Genomic DNA, 21,442 nt, shown 5'->3' with positions numbered 1-21,442 from the left:
AGACTGCCGGCGGGTCATTGTTGGCAAAAAGGCAGCGGTGCTGCACTCAGCAAACGTCATCCCGCCCTGCCTGTCAGCAAGGCGGGAGACTTCACATTGATCAGGCGGCAGATGCCAGACGGATCGACACGATCGAATCGGGGTCCTTGACGGGCTCGCCCTTCTTGATCTTGTCGATGGCTTCCATGCCCTCGATCACCTGGCCCCAAACGGTGTACTGCTTGTTGAGCCAAGGAGAATCCGTAAAGCAGATGAAGAACTGCGAGTTGGCGGAATTCGGGCTCTGCGAGCGAGCCATGGAGCAGGTGCCGCGGACATGCGGAATGGCAGAGAATTCAGCCTTCAGGTCTGGCTTCTCGGAGCCGCCCATGCCGGCACGCGCCGGGTTGAAATCGGCAGAACTCTTCTTGCCGAACTTCACGTCACCGGTCTGCGCCATGAAGTCGGCGATCACGCGGTGAAAAACGACTCCGTCATAAGCCTGCTCGGAAACCAGTTCCTTGATGCGAGCCACGTGGCCAGGAGCGACGTCCGGCAGAAGCTGGATGACAACCTTACCGGTCGTCGTTTCCATGATGAGGGTGTTTTCCGGATCCTTGATCTCGGCCATGGTATCTCTCCTTGCTAGGGTAGGCTTGAGGGGGCAGAACGCCCGTTTGACGTGATCTTCCCGACGTTACTTCTTCGTCACCGTCACCTTGACCATACGGTCAGGCTCGGAGACTTCACCGTTTCCGCCGGCGCCACGCTTGATCTTGTCGACGAATTCCATGCCCGAGACGACCTTGCCGACCACGGTATACTGGCCGTTGAGGAAGGGTCCCTGGTCGAACATGATGAAGAACTGCGAATTTGCGGAGTTGGGATTTTGCGAACGGGCCATGCCGACCGTGCCACGCTCGAAGGGAACCTTGGAGAATTCGGCTGGGATATCTGGCAGGTCGGAACCGCCGGTGCCTGCGCGGCGCGCATCGAAGCCCTTGTTCATGTTGCCATACTGCACGTCGCCGGTCTGCGCCATGAAGCCATTGATGACACGATGGAAAGCAACGCCATCATAGGCGCCCTTCTTGGCAAGAGCCTCGATCTGCGCCACATGCTTCGGCGCGACGTCCGGCATAAGCTGGATGACGACCGGGCCGTCTTTCAGCTGGATGGTCAGAAGATCGGCAGCAGACGCGATCGTGCTTGCGGCAATCGCGCTGACGAACATGGCGCCTGCAAAGGCAAACTTCAGCAATTTCATTCGGACTGGCTCCACCTATGTGCCGAAACTAGCGTTTCAGCTTTGTGTTAAGGGCTTCAAGCACGGCTTTGGGCACGAAGGCCTCGACATTGCCGCCCATGGCTGCGATCTGACGGACCAATGTGGCGGTAATGGGCCGGGACGCGGTTCCCGCGGGTAAGAACACCGTCTGGATATCCGACGCCATTTGCCGGTTCATACCTGCCATCTGCATTTCATAATCCAGATCGGTTCCGTCTCTCAGGCCTCGAACGAGAAGTGTCGCGCCGTGCTCCCTGGCCGCATCGACAACGAGATTGCTGAAGGAAACGACCTTCAGCCGGTCTTTTGCCTCAGGAAGCACATCGTTCAGGGATTGGCGGATCAGATCGGCCCGTTCATCAAAGCTGAACATCGGCACCTTGCCCGGATGAACGCCGATGGCGACGATCACGTCAGACGCAACATTCAATGACTGGATGAGAACATCCAGATGTCCGTTGGTCATCGGATCAAAAGATCCGGGATAAAAGGCAATCGTCATACCGCTCTCGATACTTCCGTCTTTGTGGGCCTTTTGTCACGTCAGCATCGCATCTGCAAGACTGATGCAGTCAAACGTCAGGTGAATAGCGGATGAATACAGCATTCAGCGCAGCTTCAAAGCGATGCTTTATAACGTCAAGCATCGATAGCGCACCGGGCTTGAGGCCCAAATGGAGATGGAAATGCTGGCATTCATGGTGATCCTCACAGTCGCCACGTCCTTTGTGGTCGAGCAGGTCTTTATGGATTGACGTGGACTGCCGATATTCTGAACGCCAGATGAACGCGACATTCAAGGAAGCTTCAGAGGCGTGATGCTAATCGATTTTTAACAGTATTTCGGAACCCGACTCGATGTCAGGCGTTCAGTTCGCAGGCAAAGGAACAATCACATGTTTGCAAAAGAAAATCGGTCTACCTCAGCGAAGATCGGCGTCATCAGCACTGCCTGGACAATGCTTCTCATCGCGATGGTTGCAACAACGTTCAGCCTCTATGCGCAGAAGCCACAGCAGCAGGAAGCAAGCTTCCCTCAGCTGACATCTCGCTACCAGTATACGAACTACTATTGATCCATCGGGGAAACTCGAACAGACCGGAGTAAGAAATGATGATCACCGTTTTGACAGTCCTATCCGCTTTGATAAGCGTCATGTTCGTCGCATCGGTGGTCTCGGTTGTTTCCGAACTTCGGAAAGAGGACGAGGAGTTCAAGGAAGTGATGGAACGCAGCAAGGCGTTCTGATCGGTAACCAATCACTTGTAACTGTCATGGAAAGCCGTCTCACACGAGGCGGCTTTTTTTAATGTCTGCACGCAAGCGCACCGTGATCGAATCGGTCGTGACAGCGTGACTATAAGCGCCTGTCTGCGGCCCAAACCACGTCGCGATCTCAGATTCGCTCATACGCTTTGGGTCCTTGTTTTGTCGCATGTCGTTATCGCAAAACCACTGCGCACTCTTGGTTGGCCCACTCGTTAACGGCAAAAGCGCCCCGTCTAATTCAAGAGGCAGCCAGGCTGTAGACTTTGGGCGGCGTGGTTCAGTTCGCACAATCAGTTGACTCGTCCGCACCAACAGAATTGCTTCCATTTACCAATAAAACGCTCTAAGGAACCCCGATAGACCCGGCATAACGGGCGCATAGTGTGAGGTTTGCATAACGATGCTCGATTCCCTGAGAAACGCTTCCAGAACCCTGGCGGCAAAGCTGCTCCTTCTTCTTCTTGTCGTTTCGTTCGGCATCTGGGGTGTGTCGGCATCACTCGTCTCGAGCAATTCTCACGCCGTGATGACCGTGGGCGATCAGACAGTGACGCCCAACCAGTTTCGCTTCGCCTATCAGCGTCAGATGGCAGAGATCGGCCAGCAGTTCGGCACACGTCTGACCACGGAACAGGCGAGAGCCTTCGGGATCGATCGTCAGGTCTTCAGTCAGCTTGCAGCCGGAGCATCTCTCGATCAACTGGCTGAAAACATGAAACTCGGCCTTTCCGAGGATCGCTTGGTCAACCTCATCGCCGAAGATCCCGCTTTCAAGTCTCCTGGCGGCCAGTTTGACCGCCAGCTCTTCAGCCAGCGTCTGCGCGGCGCCGGCTTCAACGAAGACGATTATGTCAAGGAACGCAGCAAGGTCGCTGTCCGCAGCCAGATTGTCGACGCCATCTCGGATGGTTTTACACCACCGCAGGTTCTGGTCGATGCGTTGAAGCAGTATCGTAACGAGCAGCGCTCCATAGAATATCTACTGCTGTCCAACGCCAATATCGATCCGGTCAAGGCACCCGCAGACGACGTGCTCGCCGCATGGTTCGAAAGCCACAAGGCGCAGTACCGCGCGCCTGAGTATCGCAAGTTCACCTATGTAAAGCTTGAGCCCTCCGATATCGCTAACCAGAGCGCCATCACTGATGCCCAGGTTGCTGACTACTACGAGAAGAACAAGGACAAGTTCCGCACTGCCGGCCGTCGCACCGTCGAGCAACTGGTCTTCCCGAACAAGGAAATGGCCGAGGCCGCCGCAACGCAGATCCGCGCAGGCACGACGACGTATGATCAGGTCGTCAAGGACCAGGGCAAGCAGCCGGCCGACGTGCTTCTTGGTGAGTTCACCAAGGAAACCATGCCCGACCCCTCCATCGCTGATGCCGTGTTTGCCGTTCAGAAAGACGGAGGCATTTCACCTGTGATCGACGGTGCGTTTGGCCCAGTCATCCTGCGCGTCACCGGCATCAAGGGCGACAGCCTGAAGACGCTGGACGAGGCCAAGGAAGAGATTCGCACGGAACTCGCCACAGCCAATGCTGCGGAACAATTGAACAGCGTGCATGACCGCTATGAAGATCTGCGTGGAGGTGGGTCCTCGCTTGCCGATGCAGCAACCCAGCTGAACCTGAAACCAGTGACGATCAACGCCATCGATGCCAATGGTGAAGATGAGAAGGGCAACCCGATCGAGGGTCTGCCCACCCCTGCTCTGTTGACGGAAGTTTTCAAGACGGAGCCCGGCACTGAAGCACCCGCCGTCAATATCGGTCGCGAAGGCTATGTATGGTTCGACGTCGATCAGATCATCCCTCCGCGTGATCGTACGCTGGATGAAGTTCGCGACCGCGTTGTTGCCGACTGGACTGCGGAACAACAGCGCAATGCTTTGACCGCCAAGGCCGAAGAGCTGAAGAACCGCGTCGAAAAGGGCGAACCTCTGCAAACGATCGCCGGTGAAATGGGTCTTGCCGTAGAAACCAAGATGGGACTTCGCCGCAACAGCGATGATGCTTTGTTCGGCCAGCAGGCAGTTTCGGCGATCTTCGCAGGCGCCGACGGCCTTGTCGGCACGGCAGTGAATGCCGCCGGCTCGGGTCGCATCCTTTTCAAGGTCACCGAAGTCAACACCAATGCCCCTGCCGATGCACTGAGCAATGACGATCGTCAGATTACCGCCATGGCGAAGGCCGCTGGCGATGACATGCTGGATCAGATGGTCACTCGTCTTCAGAACGACTATGGTGTCAGCATCAACCAGGCCCTCGCAGACCAGGCGATGACCGCATACTGATAAGCCGGGGGACGGGAAACATGGCCGAACTGAAGCCGCTGATTGCCAAGGTGGCGAATGGCGAAAGTCTGAACCGGGAGGAGGCCCGCCAGGCCTTCGACATTCTGATGTCCGGCGAGGCCACGCCGTCCCAGATCGGCGGTTTTCTCATGGCGTTGCGCGTGCGCGGCGAAACCGTCGATGAAATCGTCGGCGCCGTCTCTTCGATGCGCGCGCGCATGCTGCCCGTATCCGCTCCTGAGCATTCTGTGGATATCGTCGGAACAGGCGGCGATGGTCTTGGCACCTACAACATCTCGACTCTCGCCGCGATCATCGTTGCAGGCACAGGCCTTCCGGTGGCAAAGCATGGCAACAAGGCATTGAGTTCGAAATCCGGCACCGCCGACGCCCTCTCAGCCCTTGGTGTGAAACTCGACATCGGGCCCGAGCTGATCAGCCGCTGCATTACCGAGGCGGGCCTCGGCTTCATGTTCGCGCAACTGCACCACTCCGCCATGCGCCATGTCGGCCCGACCCGGGTAGAACTCGGCACCCGGACGATTTTCAACCTGCTTGGCCCTCTCTCGAACCCCGCAAGCGCGAAACGTCAGTTGCTCGGCGTCTTCTCACCGCGCTGGCTGCAGCCGATTGCCGAAGTACTGCGCGATCTCGGCTCGGAATCGATCTGGGTCGTCCACGGCGACGGCATGGATGAGATCACCACGACGGGTGTCACCCATGTCGCGGCGCTCGAAAATGGCAAGATCCGCACATTCGACCTGACGCCAAAGGATTTTGGAGTTTCTTCCGCGACCATTGACGACTTGAAGGGCGGAGACGGCATCTTCAATGCCAAGGCGCTTCGCGGTGTTCTCTCCGGTCATAAAAATGCCTATCGCGATGTCTCTCTTTGCAATGCGGCAGCAGCACTCGTCGTTGCCGGCAAAGCTGAAACGCTGAGCGAGGGCATGAAGATTGCCAGCGCCTCGCTGGATGAAGGCAAGGCTGCGGCAGCGCTCGACAGGCTGGTTGCAGTCTCCAACGAAGAGTAAGGCGAAGATGAGCGATATTCTCAGAAAGATCGAAGCCTATAAGCGTGAGGAAATCGCAGCCGCAAAGGCAAAGGTTTCTCTTGCCGATCTGAAGGCCATGGCGGCAGATCAGACCGCCCCTCGCGGCTTCTATAACGCGCTGAAGCGCAAGCAATCCGAAGGCGTCTTTGGCCTGATTGCCGAGATCAAGAAGGCAAGCCCCTCCAAGGGTCTTATCCGTCCTGATTTCGATCCACCTGCGCTGGCGAAAGCCTATGAAGCCGGCGGTGCGGCCTGCCTATCTGTCCTGACAGATACGCCGAGCTTCCAGGGCGCGCCCGAATTCCTGACCGCCGCCCGCAATGCCTGCGCCCTGCCCGCTCTGCGCAAGGATTTCATGTTCGAAACCTATCAGGTGCATGAAGCGCGCGCCTGGGGCGCAGACTGCATCCTGCTGATCATGGCATCCCTTTCCGACGACGAAGCAAAACGTCTCGAGGACGAAGCCTTTGCGCTTGGTATGGACGTTCTGGTCGAAGTGCATGACGAAGAGGAAACAGAGCGCGCGCTGAAGCTCGTCTCACCCATGCTCGGCGTGAACAACCGCAACCTGCGCACCTTCGAAGTCAGCCTCGAAAACAGTGAGCGCCTGGCAAAGCTCGTCCCATCCGACAGGCTGCTGGTCGGCGAAAGCGGCATCTTCACCCATGAGGATTGTCTGCGGCTGAAGACATGCAATATCAGCACCTTCCTGGTGGGCGAAAGCCTGATGCGCAAAGACGACGTCACGGCTGCAACGCGCGCACTTCTCACAGGCCAGAGCGGCGTTCTGGCCGCGGAATGAGCACGCAGAAACTCACCCATATCGGTGCCTCAGGCGAAGCCCACATGGTCGATGTCGGCGACAAGCTCGACACGGTCAGGACCGCGATTGCCGAAGGGTTCGTCAGAATGAAGCCGGAGACGTTGGCCTTGATCCGCGAGGGCAACGCCAAGAAGGGTGACGTGATCGGCACCGCGCGTCTCGCCGGCATCATGGCGGCGAAGCAGACGTCCAACCTCATCCCGCTTTGCCACCCGCTGATGCTGACCAAAGTGTCGGTCGATATCTCCGAGGATGCCACCCTGCCCGGCTTGAGGGTTCAGGCAACCGTAAAGCTCTCCGGCAAGACCGGGGTTGAGATGGAAGCGCTGACAGCTGTCTCCATCGCTTGCCTGACGATCTACGACATGGCGAAGGCCGCCGACAAGGGCATGGAAATCGGCTCGATCAGGCTCTTGGAAAAAAGTGGCGGCAAGTCTGGCGACTACAGGGCGTGAGGCTAAAAACGGCTTTCTCCATGATCGTCATGGATAAGCACCAAGGTCTTTATCCGAGCCACCGAAGAGGACGAACATGAAACCCCTTCTCCCCGTCGCCGACGCCCTTCAACGTTTGCTGGATGCCGCACAGCCCGTTTCAACAGTCGAACGCATTGGTCTCGCTGCCGCGGCTGACAGGGTGCTCGCCTTCGACCTTAAGGCGCAGATCACACAGCCGCCGTTCAATGCCTCGGCCATGGATGGCTACGCGCTGCGCGCCGCTGACGCTACAGCAATCGGCTCCGAATTGACCGTCATCGGCACAGCCTCTGCCGGACATGCCTTCGAGGGCAAGGTCGGAACGCGTGAGGCAGTCCGCATCTTTACCGGGGCGCCCGTGCCGGAAAGCGCGGATAGCGTGCTCATCCAGGAAGACGCAGAGGTTTTAGAGGACAACCGCATCCGCACCGCCTTCAATGTCACTCAGGGGCGACACATTCGACCGCGCGGGCAAGATTTCATGCGCGATGAAACCGTGCTCGATGCCGGTACACGCTTGAGTTTCGCCGATCTGACCGTCGCGGCCGCGATGAATCATGCCGAGCTTGCGGTCTATCGCAAGCCGCTGGTCGCGATCCTGGCCACCGGCGATGAACTCGTCCCACCCGGCGGAGAACCGCAGGTCGCGCAAATCATCGCGTCGAACACGTTCGGTGTCGCCGCCCTCGCCCGCCGGGCTGGCGCCGATATTCTGGATCTCGGTATTGTTCAGGATGACGATAGACTGATCCGTGCGGCAATCGGCAAGGCCATCGCTGCCAAAGCCGATGTTCTCGTGACGCTTGGCGGGGCCTCGGTCGGCGATCACGACCTCGTCCAAGCGGCACTGAAGGCAGAAGGCATGGCGCTGGACTTCTGGCGCATTGCCATGCGACCCGGCAAGCCGCTCATGGTGGGGAATATCGGTCCGATGCAGGTGCTGGGTCTGCCTGGAAACCCGGTCGCGAGCCTTGTCTGCAGCCTGCTGTTCCTGGAACCACTGATCCACAAGCTTGGCCACCAAGCGCCGCGTGCCCGCGAGATCACCGTCAGGACGGCCACAGCCCTCAAAGCCAATGACGTGCGCCAGGATTATCTCCGCGCCCGCTTTGTCGGTGAGGAAGATGGCAAGCCGATTGCGGAGGCCTTCACGAAGCAGGACTCGTCGATGATGAAGATTATGGCAAAATCGGACTGCCTCATCATCCGCCCGCCCCATGCGCCTGAACTGCCCGCTGGCGCAGAGTGCAAGGCTATCCGACTGAGAGACTGACCACCGGCTCGACCAGAAGCGTGAGCGCTCCGCGTCGTGTTCGACGAGGAGTCCTCAAATATCTCTCACTCTGAGGACATGATGGGTACAAAACTCGGCGCCGAGCCCCGATAGGAGAAGCTTAGCTCTCCCCCAGACGTCGAAGGGCTCCGCGCGAACAGAGCCCCTCTTGTTTTATTTCACATCAGTACCAAGCCTTAAGCGCGCAGTACCGCGTTGTCAGGATCAAACGGGCTTTCGCCGACGACTTCCGCATCATAGAGATCGCCAAGGATCTTGATCTTCAGCTTGGTGCCGATCGTCGCGTAGTCAGGCGCAAGCATCGCAAGTGCTACGGATTTGCCGATACGCCAGCCGAAGCCGCCGCTCGTTGCGCGGCCAGCGACTTCACCTGCGTCATTCAGAATAGCTTCCGAACCACGTGCGTCGACGGTGGTGTTACCGCTGACGATCAGCGTAGAGAAGATCCAGGGCAGACCCTTCTCCTTGCCAGCCACAACCGCATCGCGGCCGATGAACTGCTTCTCTGGCTTGATGAAGCGATCGAGACCCGACGAATAGGCGTTGTACTCGACGGAGAGCTCACGGCCCATGTTGCGGTAGGATTTCTCAAGCGACATGGACACCATGGCGCGGATGCCGAATGGCTTGATGCCAAATTCGGCACCGGCCTCCATCAGACGATCGAAGATGTAGTTCTGCATTTCGATCGGGTGATGCAGCTCCCATCCGAGTTCACCGACGAAGTTGACGCGAAGTGCGTGCGCGGTCGCCACGCCGACCGAGATTTCCTTGGCGGTCAGCCATGGGAAATCCTTGTTTTCGAGGCTGGTTCGCGTCAGCTTCTTCAGCACGTCACGCGACTTCGGACCGGCAAGAGCCAGAACGCCGTATTTCTGCGTGATCGGCTGGAGAGTGACGGAGCCATCCGTTGGCGCAAGGCGGCGAAGAGTGTCGTGATCGACAGATTCCAGGCCACCGGCAGACACCAGGTAGAACCGGCCCGGTGCCCATTCATAGACGGTGAACTCGGCCTTCACGCCGCCATTCGGCGTCAGAAGGTGTGTCAGCGCAATACGGCCGCGCTTCTTCGGGATCGCATTGGCAAGGATGGATTCGAGCCAGGCGCGCGCGCCAGGGCCGGAGACTTCCATCTTGGCGAAGGCCGACATATCGAGAACGCCGACATTCTGGTTGACGTTCTTCACCTCGTTGCCGACATGCTCGAAATAGTTGGAGCGGCGGAACGACCACTTCTCGACAATACGGCCGTCTTCCAGCGCTGGTGCATGATTGTGGTTGGTGATGACGTCGGCACCAACGCCAAGCTCTTCTTCCTTCAGCGCATAGCCTTCCGGCGCATACCAGTTGGCACGCTCCCAGCCATAGACGGAGCCGAAGACACCGCCGAGCTTCTTCAAGCGATCGTAGATCGGCGTCGTCTTCAGCGGACGGGCAGCGGAGCGCTCCTCATCCGGGTAGTGCATGGTGAAGACGTTGGCATAGGCCTCTTCGTTCTTGGCAATCAGATAGCCTTCAGTCGCGTAAGGGCCAAAGCGGCGCGGATCGACGCCGGTGAGGTCGAGCGTGGGTTCGCCGTCGACGATCCATTCCGCCAGCTGCCAGCCGGCACCGCCGGCCGCGGTGATGCCGAAGGAGTGACCTTCGTTCAGCCAGAAATTCTTGAGGCCTGGAGCCGGTCCAACGATCGGGTTGCCATCCGGCGTATAGGCGATCGCGCCATTATAGACCTTCTTGATGCCGACTTCGCCGAAGGCTGGAACGCGCGCGATGGCGCTTTCGATATGCGGCATCAGACGATCGAGCTCCTCCTGGAAGAGCTCATATTCGCTGTCGGCCGAAGGACCGTCGACATAACAGACCGGCGCGCCAACCTCATAAGGGCCGAGGATCAGACCACCGGCCTCCTCGCGCATATACCACGCGCTGTCCGACTCGCGCAGAACGCCCATTTCAGGCAGGCCCTGCTTGCGGCGCTCCAGAATGTCCGGATGCGGCTCGGTCACGATGTACTGGTGCTCGACAGGAATGACCGGGATGTTGATGCCGACCATTTCACCCGTCTTGCGCGCAAACGAACCCGTACAGGAGATGACGTGCTCGGCGATGATCTCGCCCTTGTCGGTCGTCACCTTCCAGTGACCGTCTTCCGTCTGCTCGATCGCGGTGACGGTGGTGTTTCTATAGATCGTCGCACCCTTGTCGCGCGCACCCTTTGCCAGTGCCTGGGTCAGGTCTGCAGGTTGGATATAGCCATCGTCCGGATGCTGGATTGCGCCGAGCAGACCGTCGGTCTCGCAGAGCGGCCAGACTTCCTTCACCTCTTCCGGCGTCAGAAGCTTGACGTTGACGCCAATCGTTTCGGCAATGCCGGTGTAATACATATATTCGTCCCAGCGATCCTTGGTGCGGGCGAGACGAATATTGGAAACCTTGGAGAAGCCGACATTCATGCCGGTTTCATGCTGCAGCTCTTCGTAGAACTTGACCGAGTATTTGTGAATCTGACCAACCGAATAGCTCATGTTGAACAGCGGAAGCAGGCCAGCGGCGTGCCACGTGGAGCCGGATGTCAGCTCCTTGCGCTCGATCAGAACAGAATCGGTCCAGCCCTTCTTGGCGAGATGGTAGAGCGTCGAAACGCCGACAACGCCGCCACCGATAACCACTGCCCGCGCATGTGTCTTCATAGTCATAGTTCCCCTTGAGGCATGTCATCCGCATGAACGCGGCTTTTTCCGAACCTATGGCGCAGACTATGCAATGTCGCATCGTCGCCCAAACGCCTGATTACGACATGCAAAAGGCTCGCCGCGACGGCAAGCCTTTTGACGATTTTCAAGCAGCGCGAATGCTCATTTTCGCTGCTTCGCGACAGGCGATTTAGGCTCATCCGCCTTTGCCTCTGAGAGCTTTTCTTCCTCGCCTTGCGGCTTGGAAACCTCGGACTTCGCCGCCTCTTGTTTTGGCGTAGCCGCGGCGCCTGTATGAGAGACGACGGCCTTGTCGCCCTCCTCCGAAAGAAGGGCCGCGAGGATTTGCGGGTTCGTCTCGCCTTCCATGTGAATGTTCAGATTGCGCTGCGGCATCGGGATGCTGATGCCTTCTTCCCGGAAACGCTTCAAAATCTCCATCCGCAGATTGTTCTTGACGGTCAGCCCATGGGAGAGATCGGCAAGGTGGAAGCGGAGTTCGAAGTCGAGCGAGAAATCACCGAAGCGCAGGAATTCCACATGCGGCTCGGGGTTCCTCAACACCGGCGTCTGCTTCTTCACCAGTTCCAGCAGGATATCCATGACCTTCTGCGGATCGGTTTCATAGGCAACCGACACCGGAATTTCGGCACGCTGGATGCGGTTTCGGTGCGTCCAGTTACCGACGGACGAGTTGATGAACTCCGAATTCGGCACGATGATCGATTGCCCCCGGAACGTCTCGATCTCGGTCGCGCGCACCGACAGCCGCTTGACGGTGCCCTCGACTGCGCCAGTCACCACCCAGTCACCCACCTTGAACGGGCGCTCGACCAGCAGGATCAGACCGGACACAAAGTTCGAGACGATGTTCTGCAGGCCAAAACCGATACCAACCGAGAGGGCTGAAGCTACGAGCGCCAGGCTGGAAAGATCAAGACCAGCCGAGGAGATGCCGAAGATCGCCGCAACGACGATGCCGAGATAGCCAATACCTGTACCGACCGAGTTTCGAACGCCGGCATCCACCTGACCGCGCGCCATGACGTTGCGATCAAGCCACTTCTGAAACCAGCGCGTCACCGCATAACCGACGATGAAGACCAGGATGCCGCTAAAGATGCTGATGAGCGAAATCGACGTATTGCCGACCTTGAAGCCCGTCAGCAGGCTATATGCCCAGTTCTCGATGTCGCCGGGCTGAAAGCCCCAGGAGAAGAGAACCAGCGGTATGCCAAAGGCAAGCGCGATGGCGTAGATGCCGAGACCCGCGGCAAGACCGGCCTGGTCGAGCGCCACCGGTCCAAGCCCAAAGCGCCGTCCGAGATAACGACCGGCCAGCGTTTCACCGAAGGCACCCTGACGCGAGATCGCTTTGCCGGACAGAATACCGATATAGACGGTGGCCACTACAGCGCCCGTTGCAATGACCTGTGTCGCGAGGAAGCGCGCAAGCCCCACATAGCCCGTCAGGCAAGCGCCGATGAGCAACAGGCCACCCACACGCAGCAGAATGGCAAGCCAGCGCGGCATGCGCTTGTGACCGCTCTCGGCGTCTTCGCCCTCGCCTATGACCGGCTTGAGGAACGACAGGGCAAGTAAGATGACCCCGATGACGATCGAGGCCACGAAGCTCTTTGCCACGGTCAAGATCAGAGGGGAATTCAGCGTCTCGCTGATGGTGCTGAACAGGTAATCCAAACCATTAACGATCGCCATGATCAGCATCGCGGACGAGATGGTATGCGCGCCGCTATTGGAGACATGCAGGAGGCGCCACTCCGGCTGCGTCGGCGCAAAGATCGCATAGGTCAGGCGTGAGACGAAATAGACAAACGCGATGACCGACATGGCGACATAGACGATCGGCGCAATATCCGGCCGCAAGACGCCGAAATTATCCAGAAAGAAGCCCGAGGTCACCATGAACAGGAAGACCGACATGGATTGCACCGTCGTCGACCAGAAAGCCACCGACAAGCGACGCAGATAGGATGGCTCACCTGAAAAGGCGCGCCGCTCCATGCGGTGTCCAAGAAGGCGGTACCCACCGACGAGGAACAAAAGGGCTGCCAGAACCGAAAGCGAGACGGCACCGAACATGGAAAGCCGCTTGTAATTCCAGACGAAGACCGACCAGCCGGTCAGCGAGCTGCTAAGCGTCGAGACCTCGTCGATAAACTCCCGGCCCGCTTCGGCAAGCACAGGCAGAGAAATCTCCGTGCGTTTGAACAGCGTGGCGGCAAACAGTGCACGGCGAATGGAGGTGATGTTGTTCGACAGGGATGTGGCGCGCCCGGCAACAGCCTCGGCATCGCCCAGCACAGCGTTAATCTGCGACTTTTCCGAATTCAGCCTGTTGCGCTCGTCGGTCACCACGCTGGCTTCCGGCGGCGCGCCCTCCTTGGGCGGCTCGCCGAGGGAGGTGATGCGACCGTTGATCTCGTCTAGCCGCCCACGCAGAGTGGAGACGACGCTGTTGACGGAGGTCGATAGATCATCCGCCTTACCTTTGAGATCGACGAGCCGGGTATCGTCTCTGCCTCCATCCTCCAACTGGCGGGTGATATCGGAAAGAGTGGCCTTGTACTTATCGAGTTCCTTCGTCGACCGTTCCACAACCGGCATGGTTGCAGCAGCCGGTGCCTGGGCAGGGTCTTCCTGCGCAAAAGCGAAGGAGGACAACAGGATGCAGATCAGCGGAAGGAGAAGCAGAGAACGCAGCCATTTGTTCTCACTCATAGAAAACGTCATCGAACCTACCCTTTTGCTTCTGCCGAATCTTCTGGCCTACATAATCGCCGTATAAGGCAATTCAACAGCAGTCTCATACCCAAGCCGTGGAACTTCTTCTCGTCTCAACCATTAAAGTGCGCACAAGCAAATAGTGTCCATAGATGGAGGGTAATCATGGAATCAGCAGGTATCGGTTGGCTCGCAGCAATCATTATCGGTGGCATCGCCGGTTGGCTCGCAGAGCAGTTCATGAAGAGCAATATGGGTGTTTTGATGAACATCATCCTCGGGATCGTGGGCGCAGTGATCGCCAACGCCATCCTGTCGGTGTTCGGAATCGTTTTGGGCGGCTGGATTGGATATTTGATCGCGGGCTTCATCGGTGCCTGCATCCTGATCGCCGTGGCGCGAGCAATAAGACGCTAGGTCGCCGAAAAAAATCTCTTACGGAAGAAGCCCGGATTTCCGGGCTTTTTTCTGAAAATGATATGCCTCTCGAAAGAAAAATCGGAATATTTCGTCATTGGCGCTAGACAAGGGAAATGAACCCCTTTATACGCCCCCTCACACCGCCACACGGTGCCGGTCGGGTGATTAGCTCAGTTGGTAGAGCAGCTGACTCTTAATCAGCGGGTCGTAGGTTCGAGCCCTACATCACCCACCATTCTCTCTTCGCAAGTGTCTGACGTTTCAGACAATTTTGCAAAATCTCTTAATAAATAAGACGAAGTTTCAGGCGCGTTGCAGACAGCTTCTGTTCGCGCTGTTCGTTCTTGCACTCTTCCTCCCCGAACGCGTCATCAGAGAACGACAACTCTCGGCCCAAGGCAACGTCACGCGGCGGATCATCCCCATTCCGCCAACATCGTCATGGTACGATAGAGTAAGTCAGAACGTGCTCGAAGGCAGGCAGCGTTCGGCTCGATATGATGGCCCAACGTCCCGATGTCTAACTGCCAGCGGCTTTCGATGTCCGTGATGAAATGAGAGCCGTTCAAGGCGCTGCGCCGTAAACATCAGCGAAGAACCGCCGTGACTCAACGCAAGTCGCGCTCGCGATAACATGGACCTAAGCGCAAGGAGCGAATCTGAAAGATCGCGACAGGCTTCACATCTCGATCGTGTTGGAGATGGAAAAGACATTGGCACTTCTATGCATGAAATCCCTTCCCGTTGCGCTGATGACTTTGAGAAAGTTGCTGGAATTTGCCTGGCGCGGGAGCAACCAGTCATGCGTTTCGATGATCATCAGGGGAAATTTTTCGAGCCAGCCGGTATTTGCCGAAAACAGGTCCTCTTCGAAACCTTCAATGTCGATTTTGATGATGAAGGGCACATACTGATCGTAATCGGATAGGAGGCTCTCTATCGATGTAACGGGGATGTCACCCTTGCCATCCGGCTCGCGAGTCATTCTGAATGCGTTGTTATCGCAATGCGGATCAGCAATGGTCACCAGGCCATCGGTCGAGCCAACCGCCTTGTTGACCGCGATGACGTTGTTGAGCGACGCGCAGTTTTTTCTAATCATCTCGACATTATTGCGCTCGGGCTCAACAGCCACGAGCTTTGCGGCTGGAAACTCTCGAGCAAAAAATAAAGCGGAGCAGCCGATATTCGCGCCGCAGTCGATGATTAACGGGGTTTTATTCTGGGAGAGGGTTCGCTCATAGAACGCCACCAATTCGTCGTAGCGGCTCAGAAAGCGCAATTCGTAATCACTGTCGGTAAAAACCTGATCCGCGGTGATCGAGTCGATGTGATCTCGAACCGACACGTGCAAGAACCGTTTGGTACGCTTATCGTAGAACGGAATCTTTCCCCGCTCAAAAGGTGCTAGGCGAACAAATCTTCTATTCGCGATAACAAAGTTTCTGACAACATAGATCAGAAATCGAATATATCTCTTCAAAATTGCCCCCTGAGAAGCCGCTTGCTGACCTGAACAAGACAATTGCTCCCTAAACGTCTTCTGGAAATTGACTTAACGACCCACCTATAGCCTAAGCTGACAGCGAATATTCGGATAACAGGATTTAAGGTTACCACAGCTGGACACGTTTCCCGGCGCTCCAAAAATCGCTGTCCGTAAAGGTCAAAAGGCCGCAATCGCCAACCGACCGATAACTAGCAGCTATTCTTCAGCCAGTGAGGCTGCCACTTTCACCGTCAGCGCGTTATTTAAGGCTGGCGTCTGCCACTGCGCCGAGAAATAAGACGCACTCAGCAAGAAAATATCCGAGCCACACCAGCTTCTTGTCTGATGTCCGCAAAGACGTCTTATTCTTATCCATACTCCGCCAACATGAGACTGTTTACCAATATCGTGTTGTTGCTTGCGGGCGTTGCGGGAACCGGCTTCGTCTCCTTCTTTGTGGCAAGGGCCGTCGTGCAGACTGCCACCTTCGGCACCTGCTTTGATGGCGGATGTGGATATGCCGCTGTATTTCTTGCTTTTCCGCTCGTCTGGTTCGTCACCTTCGCGCTCTATGTGATGGCCCTTCTCATTTGGCGAAAGCGCCCCTTTCGACAAAGCAGGGGCGACGCATAACCTGCTGCCCGAGGTTGACAGAATCTCTAATATAAAAGACTCTCCCTCGCGCTGGGGGATTCGTGGCTTGATATCGCTTGACGTCGTTACGACGTTGAGCTTCGAAAGCTTGTGAATTTCACGCATGTCCCTACATCGGGGAGTGGGATATGCGCCAGAATGGAGTGCTTAATGCGCGCTTTGATCAATCCACCGTCGCTCAAGATCGACACTATGGATTACCAGGCTGAATGCCAGTTCGCTCTCGAGCCTTCCATCAATGGACTGCTTGAGGTTGCCGAAAGTGCGGGCTGGGATCGTCAACACGCAGCTCTTGCTATTGTTGCACTAGCAAGCGGTCGCCTGTCCGAAGACAGTTTCTTGGAAGACCGCGCCCTCTCCTGAAATGGAGAGTTGCAGTGTGAAAGATGAAAGGTCCGGCCACGCCGGGCCTTTTTCTTTTTCACCTCGAACGGTCCGTTTCGAAGTCGCGACCTTTACTCGTCGTCGCCGCGTCGCAAACGATATCCTAATTCTCACATTGATCTCGACCTCTATTTGGGCATACGCGTCCGCGAATCGGAATCCCTTGACAATCCTGGCTCGAAATGAGAACATAAAGAGAACAAACAGGAGTTCACGATGACGACGTCAGAGAGATCCATTGAGCAGGCACTCGCTCTTGTTGCTCAATCCAGAGATTTGAGAGAACGTGCTGAAGCGCGTCGCCGCGATTTGCGTCGCAAGACGGAGATGATCGCCAAGCCTCTGTACATTCTCAAAAAGAATGGCGGTCGGCAGCTTTCTCTGAAGCTCGACTCCTAAGAGACGCTCGGAGACGCGTGGGTCGTGAAAGGTTGTGCGTGGGATAGGCAGCGATATCTTGTCTTGAGAGAGACGCAAGCGATCGCAGTTTGATGTGGTGCCCGCCGAGAGCTGGAGCCAATTGATAGCCTACGTATAAAAATCCCGCCCCAAATGTCTTTGGACGCGGGATGTATCAAGCACGATGCGTAGATCAAAGAAGACAGAGCGTCATTAGGGCGTCCTACAGGACGCATTGCGCTCTAGTCAGGTGGATCACTGCATCCGCGCCAATGCGCTCTCAGGAGAGGCAACAACGGCGGTTTCCACATTGCCTGGCAGCCTGTCCATTTTTCTCAAAACCAGAACCGGTTTCTGAGCGGGCTCGGTTGGCGGCGCGATGCTTGCCGTCTTGAACTCGCGGTCGATACCCGGGGCGGCGGCCGTTGTTTCGATGCCCTTTGCACATTCTGCGAACGCTGCGCCTGCGGAAACAACCATGGCAGCGGCGATGATGAGAACTTTCTTCATGTCATTCCCCTTCGCTATCTCTGTGGCGTTCCGGCTACCGGTCATCGGCAGCGTCAAGTCACGCCAGGTTTCGACTAAGTCTTTGCCAGTTTAGACGCACTCTTAAGGCCTCTGCGGAAGATCATTGCCACATAGGTACCTGTAAGAGGAACGATAATGGGTTTGTATGTGGTAATGGAGGCCTTGTTCGCGGCCTCAAGAATTCTTCGGCGACCAGAAGTACCTTGCGAGGTCATGTTACAATCTCCATTGTGCTGAAAGAACGGGGAGAGTTTGCTTTTGTTCCGGCCTTCGCGGGTCGGTTGTTAATAATTATGGCGCGAATGCGAATCGGGCTTCCTCTGGCGGCCTGGACCGTGGCGCGAAGGACACCGTGGAAAGCGGCTGGTCACCGCTTGCGCCTCGAAAGAGCTTGTCCATCAGGTATCTCTTCATGTACCAGAGATCATCAATCGGGATGGCCGCATGTCGCGTTCAGTGCATAAAATTTCCTTCGTCGCTTCGTCCGCAGACCACGCGCAGGCCGCGAGAGAAGAACTGATCCGCGAATATGGCAATGCCTCGTTCGACGAAGCGGATGTGATCGTTGCGCTCGGGGGCGATGGCTTCATGCTCCAGGTCTTGAATGAGACGATGAATCTCGGAAAGCGTGTCTACGGCATGAACCGCGGCTCCGTCGGCTTCCTGATGAACGATTACAGGCTGGGACGGCTGCACGAACGCATTGCCGTGGCCACCGGCAATGATTTCCATCCGCTCAGAATGACCACGGTGGACGAGGACGGCAACGAGGTCTCCGCCCTTGCGATGAACGAGGTCAGCCTCTTCCGCCAGTCTCACCAGGCAGCAAAGCTTCGTGTCGACATCGACGGCAAGACGCGGCTGGAAGAATTGATCTGCGACGGCGTGATGGTGGCGACGCCCGCCGGCTCTACGGCTTACAACTTTTCAGCCCATGGCCCGATCCTGCCGCTGGAATCTCCGCTGCTTGCTCTGACACCTGTCAGCCCCTTCCGTCCGAGGCGCTGGCGTGGCGCATTGCTGCCCAATAAGGTGACCGTCGACATCCACGTTCAAGAAGGCGAAAAGCGTCCGGTAAACGCCGTTGCCGATCACCGCGAGGTGAAATCCGTGCGCAGCGTCAAAATCGCGCTTTCGCAGGATCGGACGGCCAGAATTCTCTCTGATCCGGATCGCTCCTGGTCGGACCGGATTCTCGCCGAACAGTTCACCAACTGATGAAGGACATGACCATGAAAGCCCTCCTTGCCGCAGCCCTATTGCTTGGTAGCGTCAGTCAGGCCTTCTCGCAGACGCCGGGCATTGATGCGCTGCCCGTGTCGACCATCTTTGTTACTAGCAACGGCATGTGGGAACGCGAGGCCGTGGAGGACACAGCAACAAAGTCCTCACAGCCAACGGATACGGGCGCGTCGACGCGTCCAGAGCCCACGCGCGGCTATTACAAGGTCGTCGCCATGCGCCAGCCAGATGGCACAGCGAAAATCTATCTCCAGCAGATCGCCTATACTGCGGACGGCCCTTCCCTCGTCGAGACCCTCGAGCTCGAAGAATTCACACAGATGAAGGCCTATGTGACGGATATCCGCCCTGAAAGTTCGGCCGGCGCGTCCAGTCTTCCCGGTCTGTTCGTCACCGTCCATCTGAAGACCGACCCGGATCAAAAGGAGCCGGACGCATGGACCATTCTCATCGATGAGTTGGGCGACATGAAAATCGAGAAAGCGTCGAACTAGACCTAAGGCGCCGTGCCTCGGCGTCTCTTTCTTAGACGGGCTGGCAAGAGCATCAGCATAGCGCCGTAGCTATTCGCCCCCACCCTCTCGCGCGTAACTCAAATCTCGTCTGGCCCACTCAGCATCGCGCCAAAGTGATGCTTCCAGAGACGAGCACCGAGCGCGCCCGTTCGGTCGAGACTAGATCCCACCGTTAGCCAGGGCAGCAGCGTGGGAGAGAGCCCCGCATCGAAAAAGGCAAAGCCGGCCGCGAGTACACAGGTATCGGCCTGAATCCCGCAAACGAGAACCCGATCGAGCTGCAGCGACAGAAGATAATCGACAGCTTCCCTTGGCGGTGCATAGCCATATTTGATGAAGACGCGGTCCGCGGCCACAAGCGACTCGTCATTCTTGCCGGGCGTCCACCCCAGTTGCCGCTCAAATGGCGTGATGCTCTCATCATGCCGCTCGACGCTCGCTATGCTCGGCATCCTGATAGCGAGTGTTGCGATCTCCTCGACAAGGCGTGACGGCGGATTGAAGCTCGGCTGCACATCGACAATATAGAGAGCCTGTTTCACCGCAATCTCCTCAAGCCTAGAATGGCACTAAAGCTTTTTGAATCGACGCGTCGGCCCGAAAATCGAGTCTGATTTTCGGGCCGATGCTGTAAATGAAAAACCTCCCGCAGCAAGCGCCACGGGAGGTTCTGGTATCGAAATTGGCGCGGCCGCCATCAATCGATGTCGGAGACTTCCACGCCCGCGCCACCGCTGATGCGGTGAGCAAGGGCTGCCTCCATGAATTCGTTCAGATCGCCATCGAGGACGCTGCTTGGCGAGGTGCTTTCCACGCCCGTGCGCAGGTCCTTGACCAGCTGATAGGGCTGCAGAACGTAAGAGCGGATCTGATGACCCCAGCCGATGTCCGTCTTGGACGCGGCCTGCGCATTGGCCGCTTCTTCGCGCTTCTGCAACTCCAGCTCATAAAGGCGCGAGCGCAGCATTTCCCACGCCTTGGCGCGGTTCTTGTGCTGAGAGCGCTCCTGCTGGCAGGCAACCGCAATACCGGTCGGAATGTGCGTGATACGCACCGCGGAGTCGGTCGTGTTGACGTGCTGACCACCCGCACCGGACGAGCGATAGGTATCGATGCGGCAATCGCTTTCGTTGATGTCGATCTGGATCGAGTCGTCCACGACGGGATAAACCCAGATGGACGAGAACGACGTATGACGACGCGCATTGTTGTCATAGGGAGAGATGCGCACCAGGCGGTGAACACCGGATTCGGTCTTCATCCAGCCGAAGGCATTGTGACCCTTTACCAGAATGGTCGCAGACTTGATGCCGGCCTCTTCGCCGTCATGCACTTCCAGCACTTCCACCTTGAAGCCCTGACGCTCGGCCCAGCGGGTATACATGCGCAAAAGCATGCTCGCCCAGTCCTGGCTTTCCGTACCGCCGGCGCCTGAATGCACTTCGACATAGGTGTCGTTGGAATCGGCTTCGCCCGAAAGCATCGCTTCCACCTGACGGCGGTTTGCTTCGCTGCGCAGCGCCTTCAGCGCCTCTTCAGCCTCGCGCACGATTTCCTCGTCGCCCTCGGCCTCACCCATCTCGATCAATTCGATATTGTCGTTGACCTGCTGCTCGAGCGATCGGACACCATTGATGGATTCATCCAGCTGCTGGCGTTCGCGCATCAGCTTCTGCGCTTCGCCGGCATCGTTCCAGAGGTTCGGATCCTCTGCCTTGTTGTTCAACCAGTCCAGTCGTCTTATCGCCTGGTCCCAGTCAAAGATGCCTCCTCAGCAGGCTTATGGCCTGCTTGATTTCGTCGACTACGTTTACGATTTCATTGCGCATTTCGCAGATTCTTCGCCTTCTTGAAAAACTGCTTGGGTGAATAAATGCGAGGGGCGCGGATGT

22 protein-coding genes and 1 tRNA gene are annotated in these 21,442 nt (G+C 57.3%); 13 read left to right on the top strand and 10 right to left on the bottom strand.

Annotated features, from left to right (window positions below):
- Positions 1 to 100: 100 nt before the first annotated feature.
- The 3 genes from EYC79_RS22125 to coaD form a co-directional block, all read right to left on the bottom strand.
- On the bottom strand, positions 101 to 610 hold the full coding sequence (locus tag EYC79_RS22125) for a peptidylprolyl isomerase (protein ID WP_111850685.1): 510 nt from the start codon (positions 608 to 610) through the stop codon (positions 101 to 103).
- A 66-nt stretch (positions 611 to 676) separates the two neighbouring features.
- On the bottom strand, positions 677 to 1,246 hold the full coding sequence (locus EYC79_RS22120; protein ID WP_130979523.1) for a peptidylprolyl isomerase: 570 nt from the start codon (positions 1,244 to 1,246) through the stop codon (positions 677 to 679).
- Positions 1,247 to 1,274: 28 nt separating this feature from the next.
- Positions 1,275 to 1,769 carry a pantetheine-phosphate adenylyltransferase gene (coaD, locus tag EYC79_RS22115; RefSeq protein WP_111850683.1) on the bottom strand — a complete coding sequence of 165 codons (495 nt, stop codon included), beginning with the start codon at positions 1,767 to 1,769 and terminating at the stop codon, positions 1,275 to 1,277.
- A gap of 394 nt (positions 1,770 to 2,163) precedes the next feature.
- Between coaD and EYC79_RS22110 the strand changes: the two genes are divergently transcribed.
- The 7 genes from EYC79_RS22110 to EYC79_RS22085 all read left to right on the top strand — a co-directional run bounded on the left by EYC79_RS22110 (position 2,164) and on the right by EYC79_RS22085 (position 8,457).
- Positions 2,164 to 2,343 (top strand): hypothetical protein, encoded by a 180-nt coding sequence (locus tag EYC79_RS22110; protein ID WP_062427417.1) that lies wholly within the window; start codon positions 2,164 to 2,166, stop codon positions 2,341 to 2,343.
- 35 nt (positions 2,344 to 2,378) lie between these two features.
- Positions 2,379 to 2,516 carry a hypothetical protein gene (locus EYC79_RS23570; RefSeq protein ID WP_153311501.1) on the top strand — a complete coding sequence of 46 codons (138 nt, stop codon included), beginning with the start codon at positions 2,379 to 2,381 and terminating at the stop codon, positions 2,514 to 2,516.
- Between the two features lie 421 nt (positions 2,517 to 2,937).
- A complete protein-coding gene (locus tag EYC79_RS22105; RefSeq protein ID WP_130979522.1) occupies positions 2,938 to 4,830 on the top strand; it encodes a peptidylprolyl isomerase in 1,893 nt (630 codons plus the stop codon).
- A gap of 20 nt (positions 4,831 to 4,850) precedes the next feature.
- Positions 4,851 to 5,864 carry an anthranilate phosphoribosyltransferase gene (trpD, locus tag EYC79_RS22100; RefSeq protein ID WP_130979521.1) on the top strand — a complete coding sequence of 338 codons (1,014 nt, stop codon included), beginning with the start codon at positions 4,851 to 4,853 and terminating at the stop codon, positions 5,862 to 5,864.
- 7 nt (positions 5,865 to 5,871) lie between these two features.
- Complete coding sequence (trpC, locus tag EYC79_RS22095; RefSeq protein WP_130979520.1) at positions 5,872 to 6,687, top strand: indole-3-glycerol phosphate synthase TrpC; 816 nt, start codon at positions 5,872 to 5,874, stop codon at positions 6,685 to 6,687.
- Positions 6,684 to 7,163, top strand: a complete 480-nt coding sequence (gene moaC, locus EYC79_RS22090) for a cyclic pyranopterin monophosphate synthase MoaC (RefSeq protein WP_130979519.1) — start codon at positions 6,684 to 6,686, stop codon at positions 7,161 to 7,163. The genes trpC and moaC overlap by 4 nt, the downstream gene beginning before the upstream one ends.
- Positions 7,164 to 7,239: 76 nt before the next feature.
- Complete coding sequence (locus EYC79_RS22085; RefSeq protein WP_130979518.1) at positions 7,240 to 8,457, top strand: molybdopterin molybdotransferase MoeA; 1,218 nt, start codon at positions 7,240 to 7,242, stop codon at positions 8,455 to 8,457.
- A gap of 197 nt (positions 8,458 to 8,654) precedes the next feature.
- On the opposite strand, the gene EYC79_RS22080 is transcribed toward EYC79_RS22085, so the two are convergent.
- Complete coding sequence (locus EYC79_RS22080) at positions 8,655 to 11,168, bottom strand: GcvT family protein (RefSeq protein WP_130979677.1); 2,514 nt, start codon at positions 11,166 to 11,168, stop codon at positions 8,655 to 8,657.
- Positions 11,169 to 11,333: 165 nt separating this feature from the next.
- Positions 11,334 to 13,913 carry a mechanosensitive ion channel family protein gene (locus tag EYC79_RS22075; RefSeq protein WP_130979517.1) on the bottom strand — a complete coding sequence of 860 codons (2,580 nt, stop codon included), beginning with the start codon at positions 13,911 to 13,913 and terminating at the stop codon, positions 11,334 to 11,336.
- Between the two features lie 168 nt (positions 13,914 to 14,081).
- On the opposite strand from EYC79_RS22075, the gene EYC79_RS22070 reads away from it, so the two are divergent.
- Positions 14,082 to 14,333, top strand: a complete 252-nt coding sequence (locus EYC79_RS22070; RefSeq protein ID WP_062427424.1) for a GlsB/YeaQ/YmgE family stress response membrane protein — start codon at positions 14,082 to 14,084, stop codon at positions 14,331 to 14,333.
- 162 nt (positions 14,334 to 14,495) lie between these two features.
- Positions 14,496 to 14,571, top strand: a tRNA-Lys gene (locus EYC79_RS22065).
- 444 nt (positions 14,572 to 15,015) lie between these two features.
- Here the strand turns inward: EYC79_RS22065 and EYC79_RS22060 are convergent.
- Complete coding sequence (locus tag EYC79_RS22060; RefSeq protein WP_205654457.1) at positions 15,016 to 15,819, bottom strand: FkbM family methyltransferase; 804 nt, start codon at positions 15,817 to 15,819, stop codon at positions 15,016 to 15,018.
- Positions 15,820 to 16,041: 222 nt separating this feature from the next.
- Complete coding sequence (locus tag EYC79_RS23565) at positions 16,042 to 16,584, bottom strand: hypothetical protein (RefSeq protein ID WP_165457101.1); 543 nt, start codon at positions 16,582 to 16,584, stop codon at positions 16,042 to 16,044.
- Between the two features lie 45 nt (positions 16,585 to 16,629).
- Between EYC79_RS23565 and EYC79_RS22050 the strand changes: the two genes are divergently transcribed.
- Both EYC79_RS22050 and EYC79_RS22045 read left to right on the top strand, forming a co-directional pair.
- Positions 16,630 to 16,842, top strand: a complete 213-nt coding sequence (locus EYC79_RS22050; protein WP_062427426.1) for a hypothetical protein — start codon at positions 16,630 to 16,632, stop codon at positions 16,840 to 16,842.
- Between the two features lie 237 nt (positions 16,843 to 17,079).
- Positions 17,080 to 17,262, top strand: a complete 183-nt coding sequence (locus EYC79_RS22045) for a hypothetical protein (RefSeq protein ID WP_062427428.1) — start codon at positions 17,080 to 17,082, stop codon at positions 17,260 to 17,262.
- A gap of 255 nt (positions 17,263 to 17,517) precedes the next feature.
- On the opposite strand, the gene EYC79_RS22040 is transcribed toward EYC79_RS22045, so the two are convergent.
- Positions 17,518 to 17,772 carry a hypothetical protein gene (locus EYC79_RS22040; protein ID WP_130979514.1) on the bottom strand — a complete coding sequence of 85 codons (255 nt, stop codon included), beginning with the start codon at positions 17,770 to 17,772 and terminating at the stop codon, positions 17,518 to 17,520.
- 384 nt (positions 17,773 to 18,156) lie between these two features.
- Between EYC79_RS22040 and EYC79_RS22035 the strand changes: the two genes are divergently transcribed.
- Positions 18,157 to 19,011, top strand: coding sequence for an NAD kinase (locus tag EYC79_RS22035; RefSeq protein ID WP_335625489.1), 855 nt, complete (start codon positions 18,157 to 18,159; stop codon positions 19,009 to 19,011).
- Positions 19,012 to 19,025: 14 nt separating this feature from the next.
- Positions 19,026 to 19,529 (top strand): hypothetical protein, encoded by a 504-nt coding sequence (locus tag EYC79_RS22030; protein ID WP_418123635.1) that lies wholly within the window; start codon positions 19,026 to 19,028, stop codon positions 19,527 to 19,529.
- Between the two features lie 98 nt (positions 19,530 to 19,627).
- Here EYC79_RS22030 and EYC79_RS22025 read toward each other — a convergent pair whose 3' ends face one another.
- Positions 19,628 to 20,092, bottom strand: a complete 465-nt coding sequence (locus EYC79_RS22025) for a cysteine hydrolase family protein (RefSeq protein ID WP_130979512.1) — start codon at positions 20,090 to 20,092, stop codon at positions 19,628 to 19,630.
- A 155-nt stretch (positions 20,093 to 20,247) separates the two neighbouring features.
- Positions 20,248 to 21,379 (bottom strand): peptide chain release factor 2 gene (gene prfB, locus EYC79_RS22020; RefSeq protein ID WP_165457100.1). Its coding sequence is split into 2 segments (ribosomal slippage): positions 20,248 to 21,309 and positions 21,311 to 21,379, totalling 1,131 coding nucleotides; the frame shifts between segments, so codons are not numbered across the junction.
- Positions 21,380 to 21,442 lie beyond the last annotated feature (63 nt).

This window comes from Agrobacterium cavarae, from assembly GCF_004310285.1.
Classification (GTDB): Bacteria; Pseudomonadota; Alphaproteobacteria; order Rhizobiales; family Rhizobiaceae; genus Agrobacterium; species Agrobacterium cavarae.
Note: the sequence above shows the minus strand (reverse complement) of the source record. Positions and strands in the feature narration are given on the sequence as shown.

Bases quoted from the DNA above. Each gene is read 5' to 3' on its own strand.
- EYC79_RS22125 (WP_111850685.1), bottom strand. From the start codon at position 610: ATGGCCGAGATCAAGGATCCGGAAAACACCCTCATCATGGAAACGACG.
- EYC79_RS22120 (WP_130979523.1), bottom strand. From the start codon at position 1,246: ATGAAATTGCTGAAGTTTGCCTTTGCAGGCGCCATGTTCGTCAGCGCG.
- coaD (WP_111850683.1), bottom strand. From the start codon at position 1,769: ATGACGATTGCCTTTTATCCCGGATCTTTTGATCCGATGACCAACGGA.
- EYC79_RS22110 (WP_062427417.1), top strand. From the start codon at position 2,164: ATGTTTGCAAAAGAAAATCGGTCTACCTCAGCGAAGATCGGCGTCATC.
- EYC79_RS23570 (WP_153311501.1), top strand. From the start codon at position 2,379: ATGATGATCACCGTTTTGACAGTCCTATCCGCTTTGATAAGCGTCATG.
- EYC79_RS22105 (WP_130979522.1), top strand. From the start codon at position 2,938: ATGCTCGATTCCCTGAGAAACGCTTCCAGAACCCTGGCGGCAAAGCTG.
- trpD (WP_130979521.1), top strand. From the start codon at position 4,851: ATGGCCGAACTGAAGCCGCTGATTGCCAAGGTGGCGAATGGCGAAAGT.
- trpC (WP_130979520.1), top strand. From the start codon at position 5,872: ATGAGCGATATTCTCAGAAAGATCGAAGCCTATAAGCGTGAGGAAATC.
- moaC (WP_130979519.1), top strand. From the start codon at position 6,684: ATGAGCACGCAGAAACTCACCCATATCGGTGCCTCAGGCGAAGCCCAC.
- EYC79_RS22085 (WP_130979518.1), top strand. From the start codon at position 7,240: ATGAAACCCCTTCTCCCCGTCGCCGACGCCCTTCAACGTTTGCTGGAT.
- EYC79_RS22080 (WP_130979677.1), bottom strand. From the start codon at position 11,168: ATGAAGACACATGCGCGGGCAGTGGTTATCGGTGGCGGCGTTGTCGGC.
- EYC79_RS22075 (WP_130979517.1), bottom strand. From the start codon at position 13,913: ATGAGTGAGAACAAATGGCTGCGTTCTCTGCTTCTCCTTCCGCTGATC.
- EYC79_RS22070 (WP_062427424.1), top strand. From the start codon at position 14,082: ATGGAATCAGCAGGTATCGGTTGGCTCGCAGCAATCATTATCGGTGGC.
- EYC79_RS23565 (WP_165457101.1), bottom strand. From the start codon at position 16,584: ATGCGTGAAATTCACAAGCTTTCGAAGCTCAACGTCGTAACGACGTCA.
- EYC79_RS22050 (WP_062427426.1), top strand. From the start codon at position 16,630: ATGCGCGCTTTGATCAATCCACCGTCGCTCAAGATCGACACTATGGAT.
- EYC79_RS22045 (WP_062427428.1), top strand. From the start codon at position 17,080: ATGACGACGTCAGAGAGATCCATTGAGCAGGCACTCGCTCTTGTTGCT.
- EYC79_RS22040 (WP_130979514.1), bottom strand. From the start codon at position 17,772: ATGAAGAAAGTTCTCATCATCGCCGCTGCCATGGTTGTTTCCGCAGGC.
- EYC79_RS22030 (WP_418123635.1), top strand. From the start codon at position 19,026: ATGAAAGCCCTCCTTGCCGCAGCCCTATTGCTTGGTAGCGTCAGTCAG.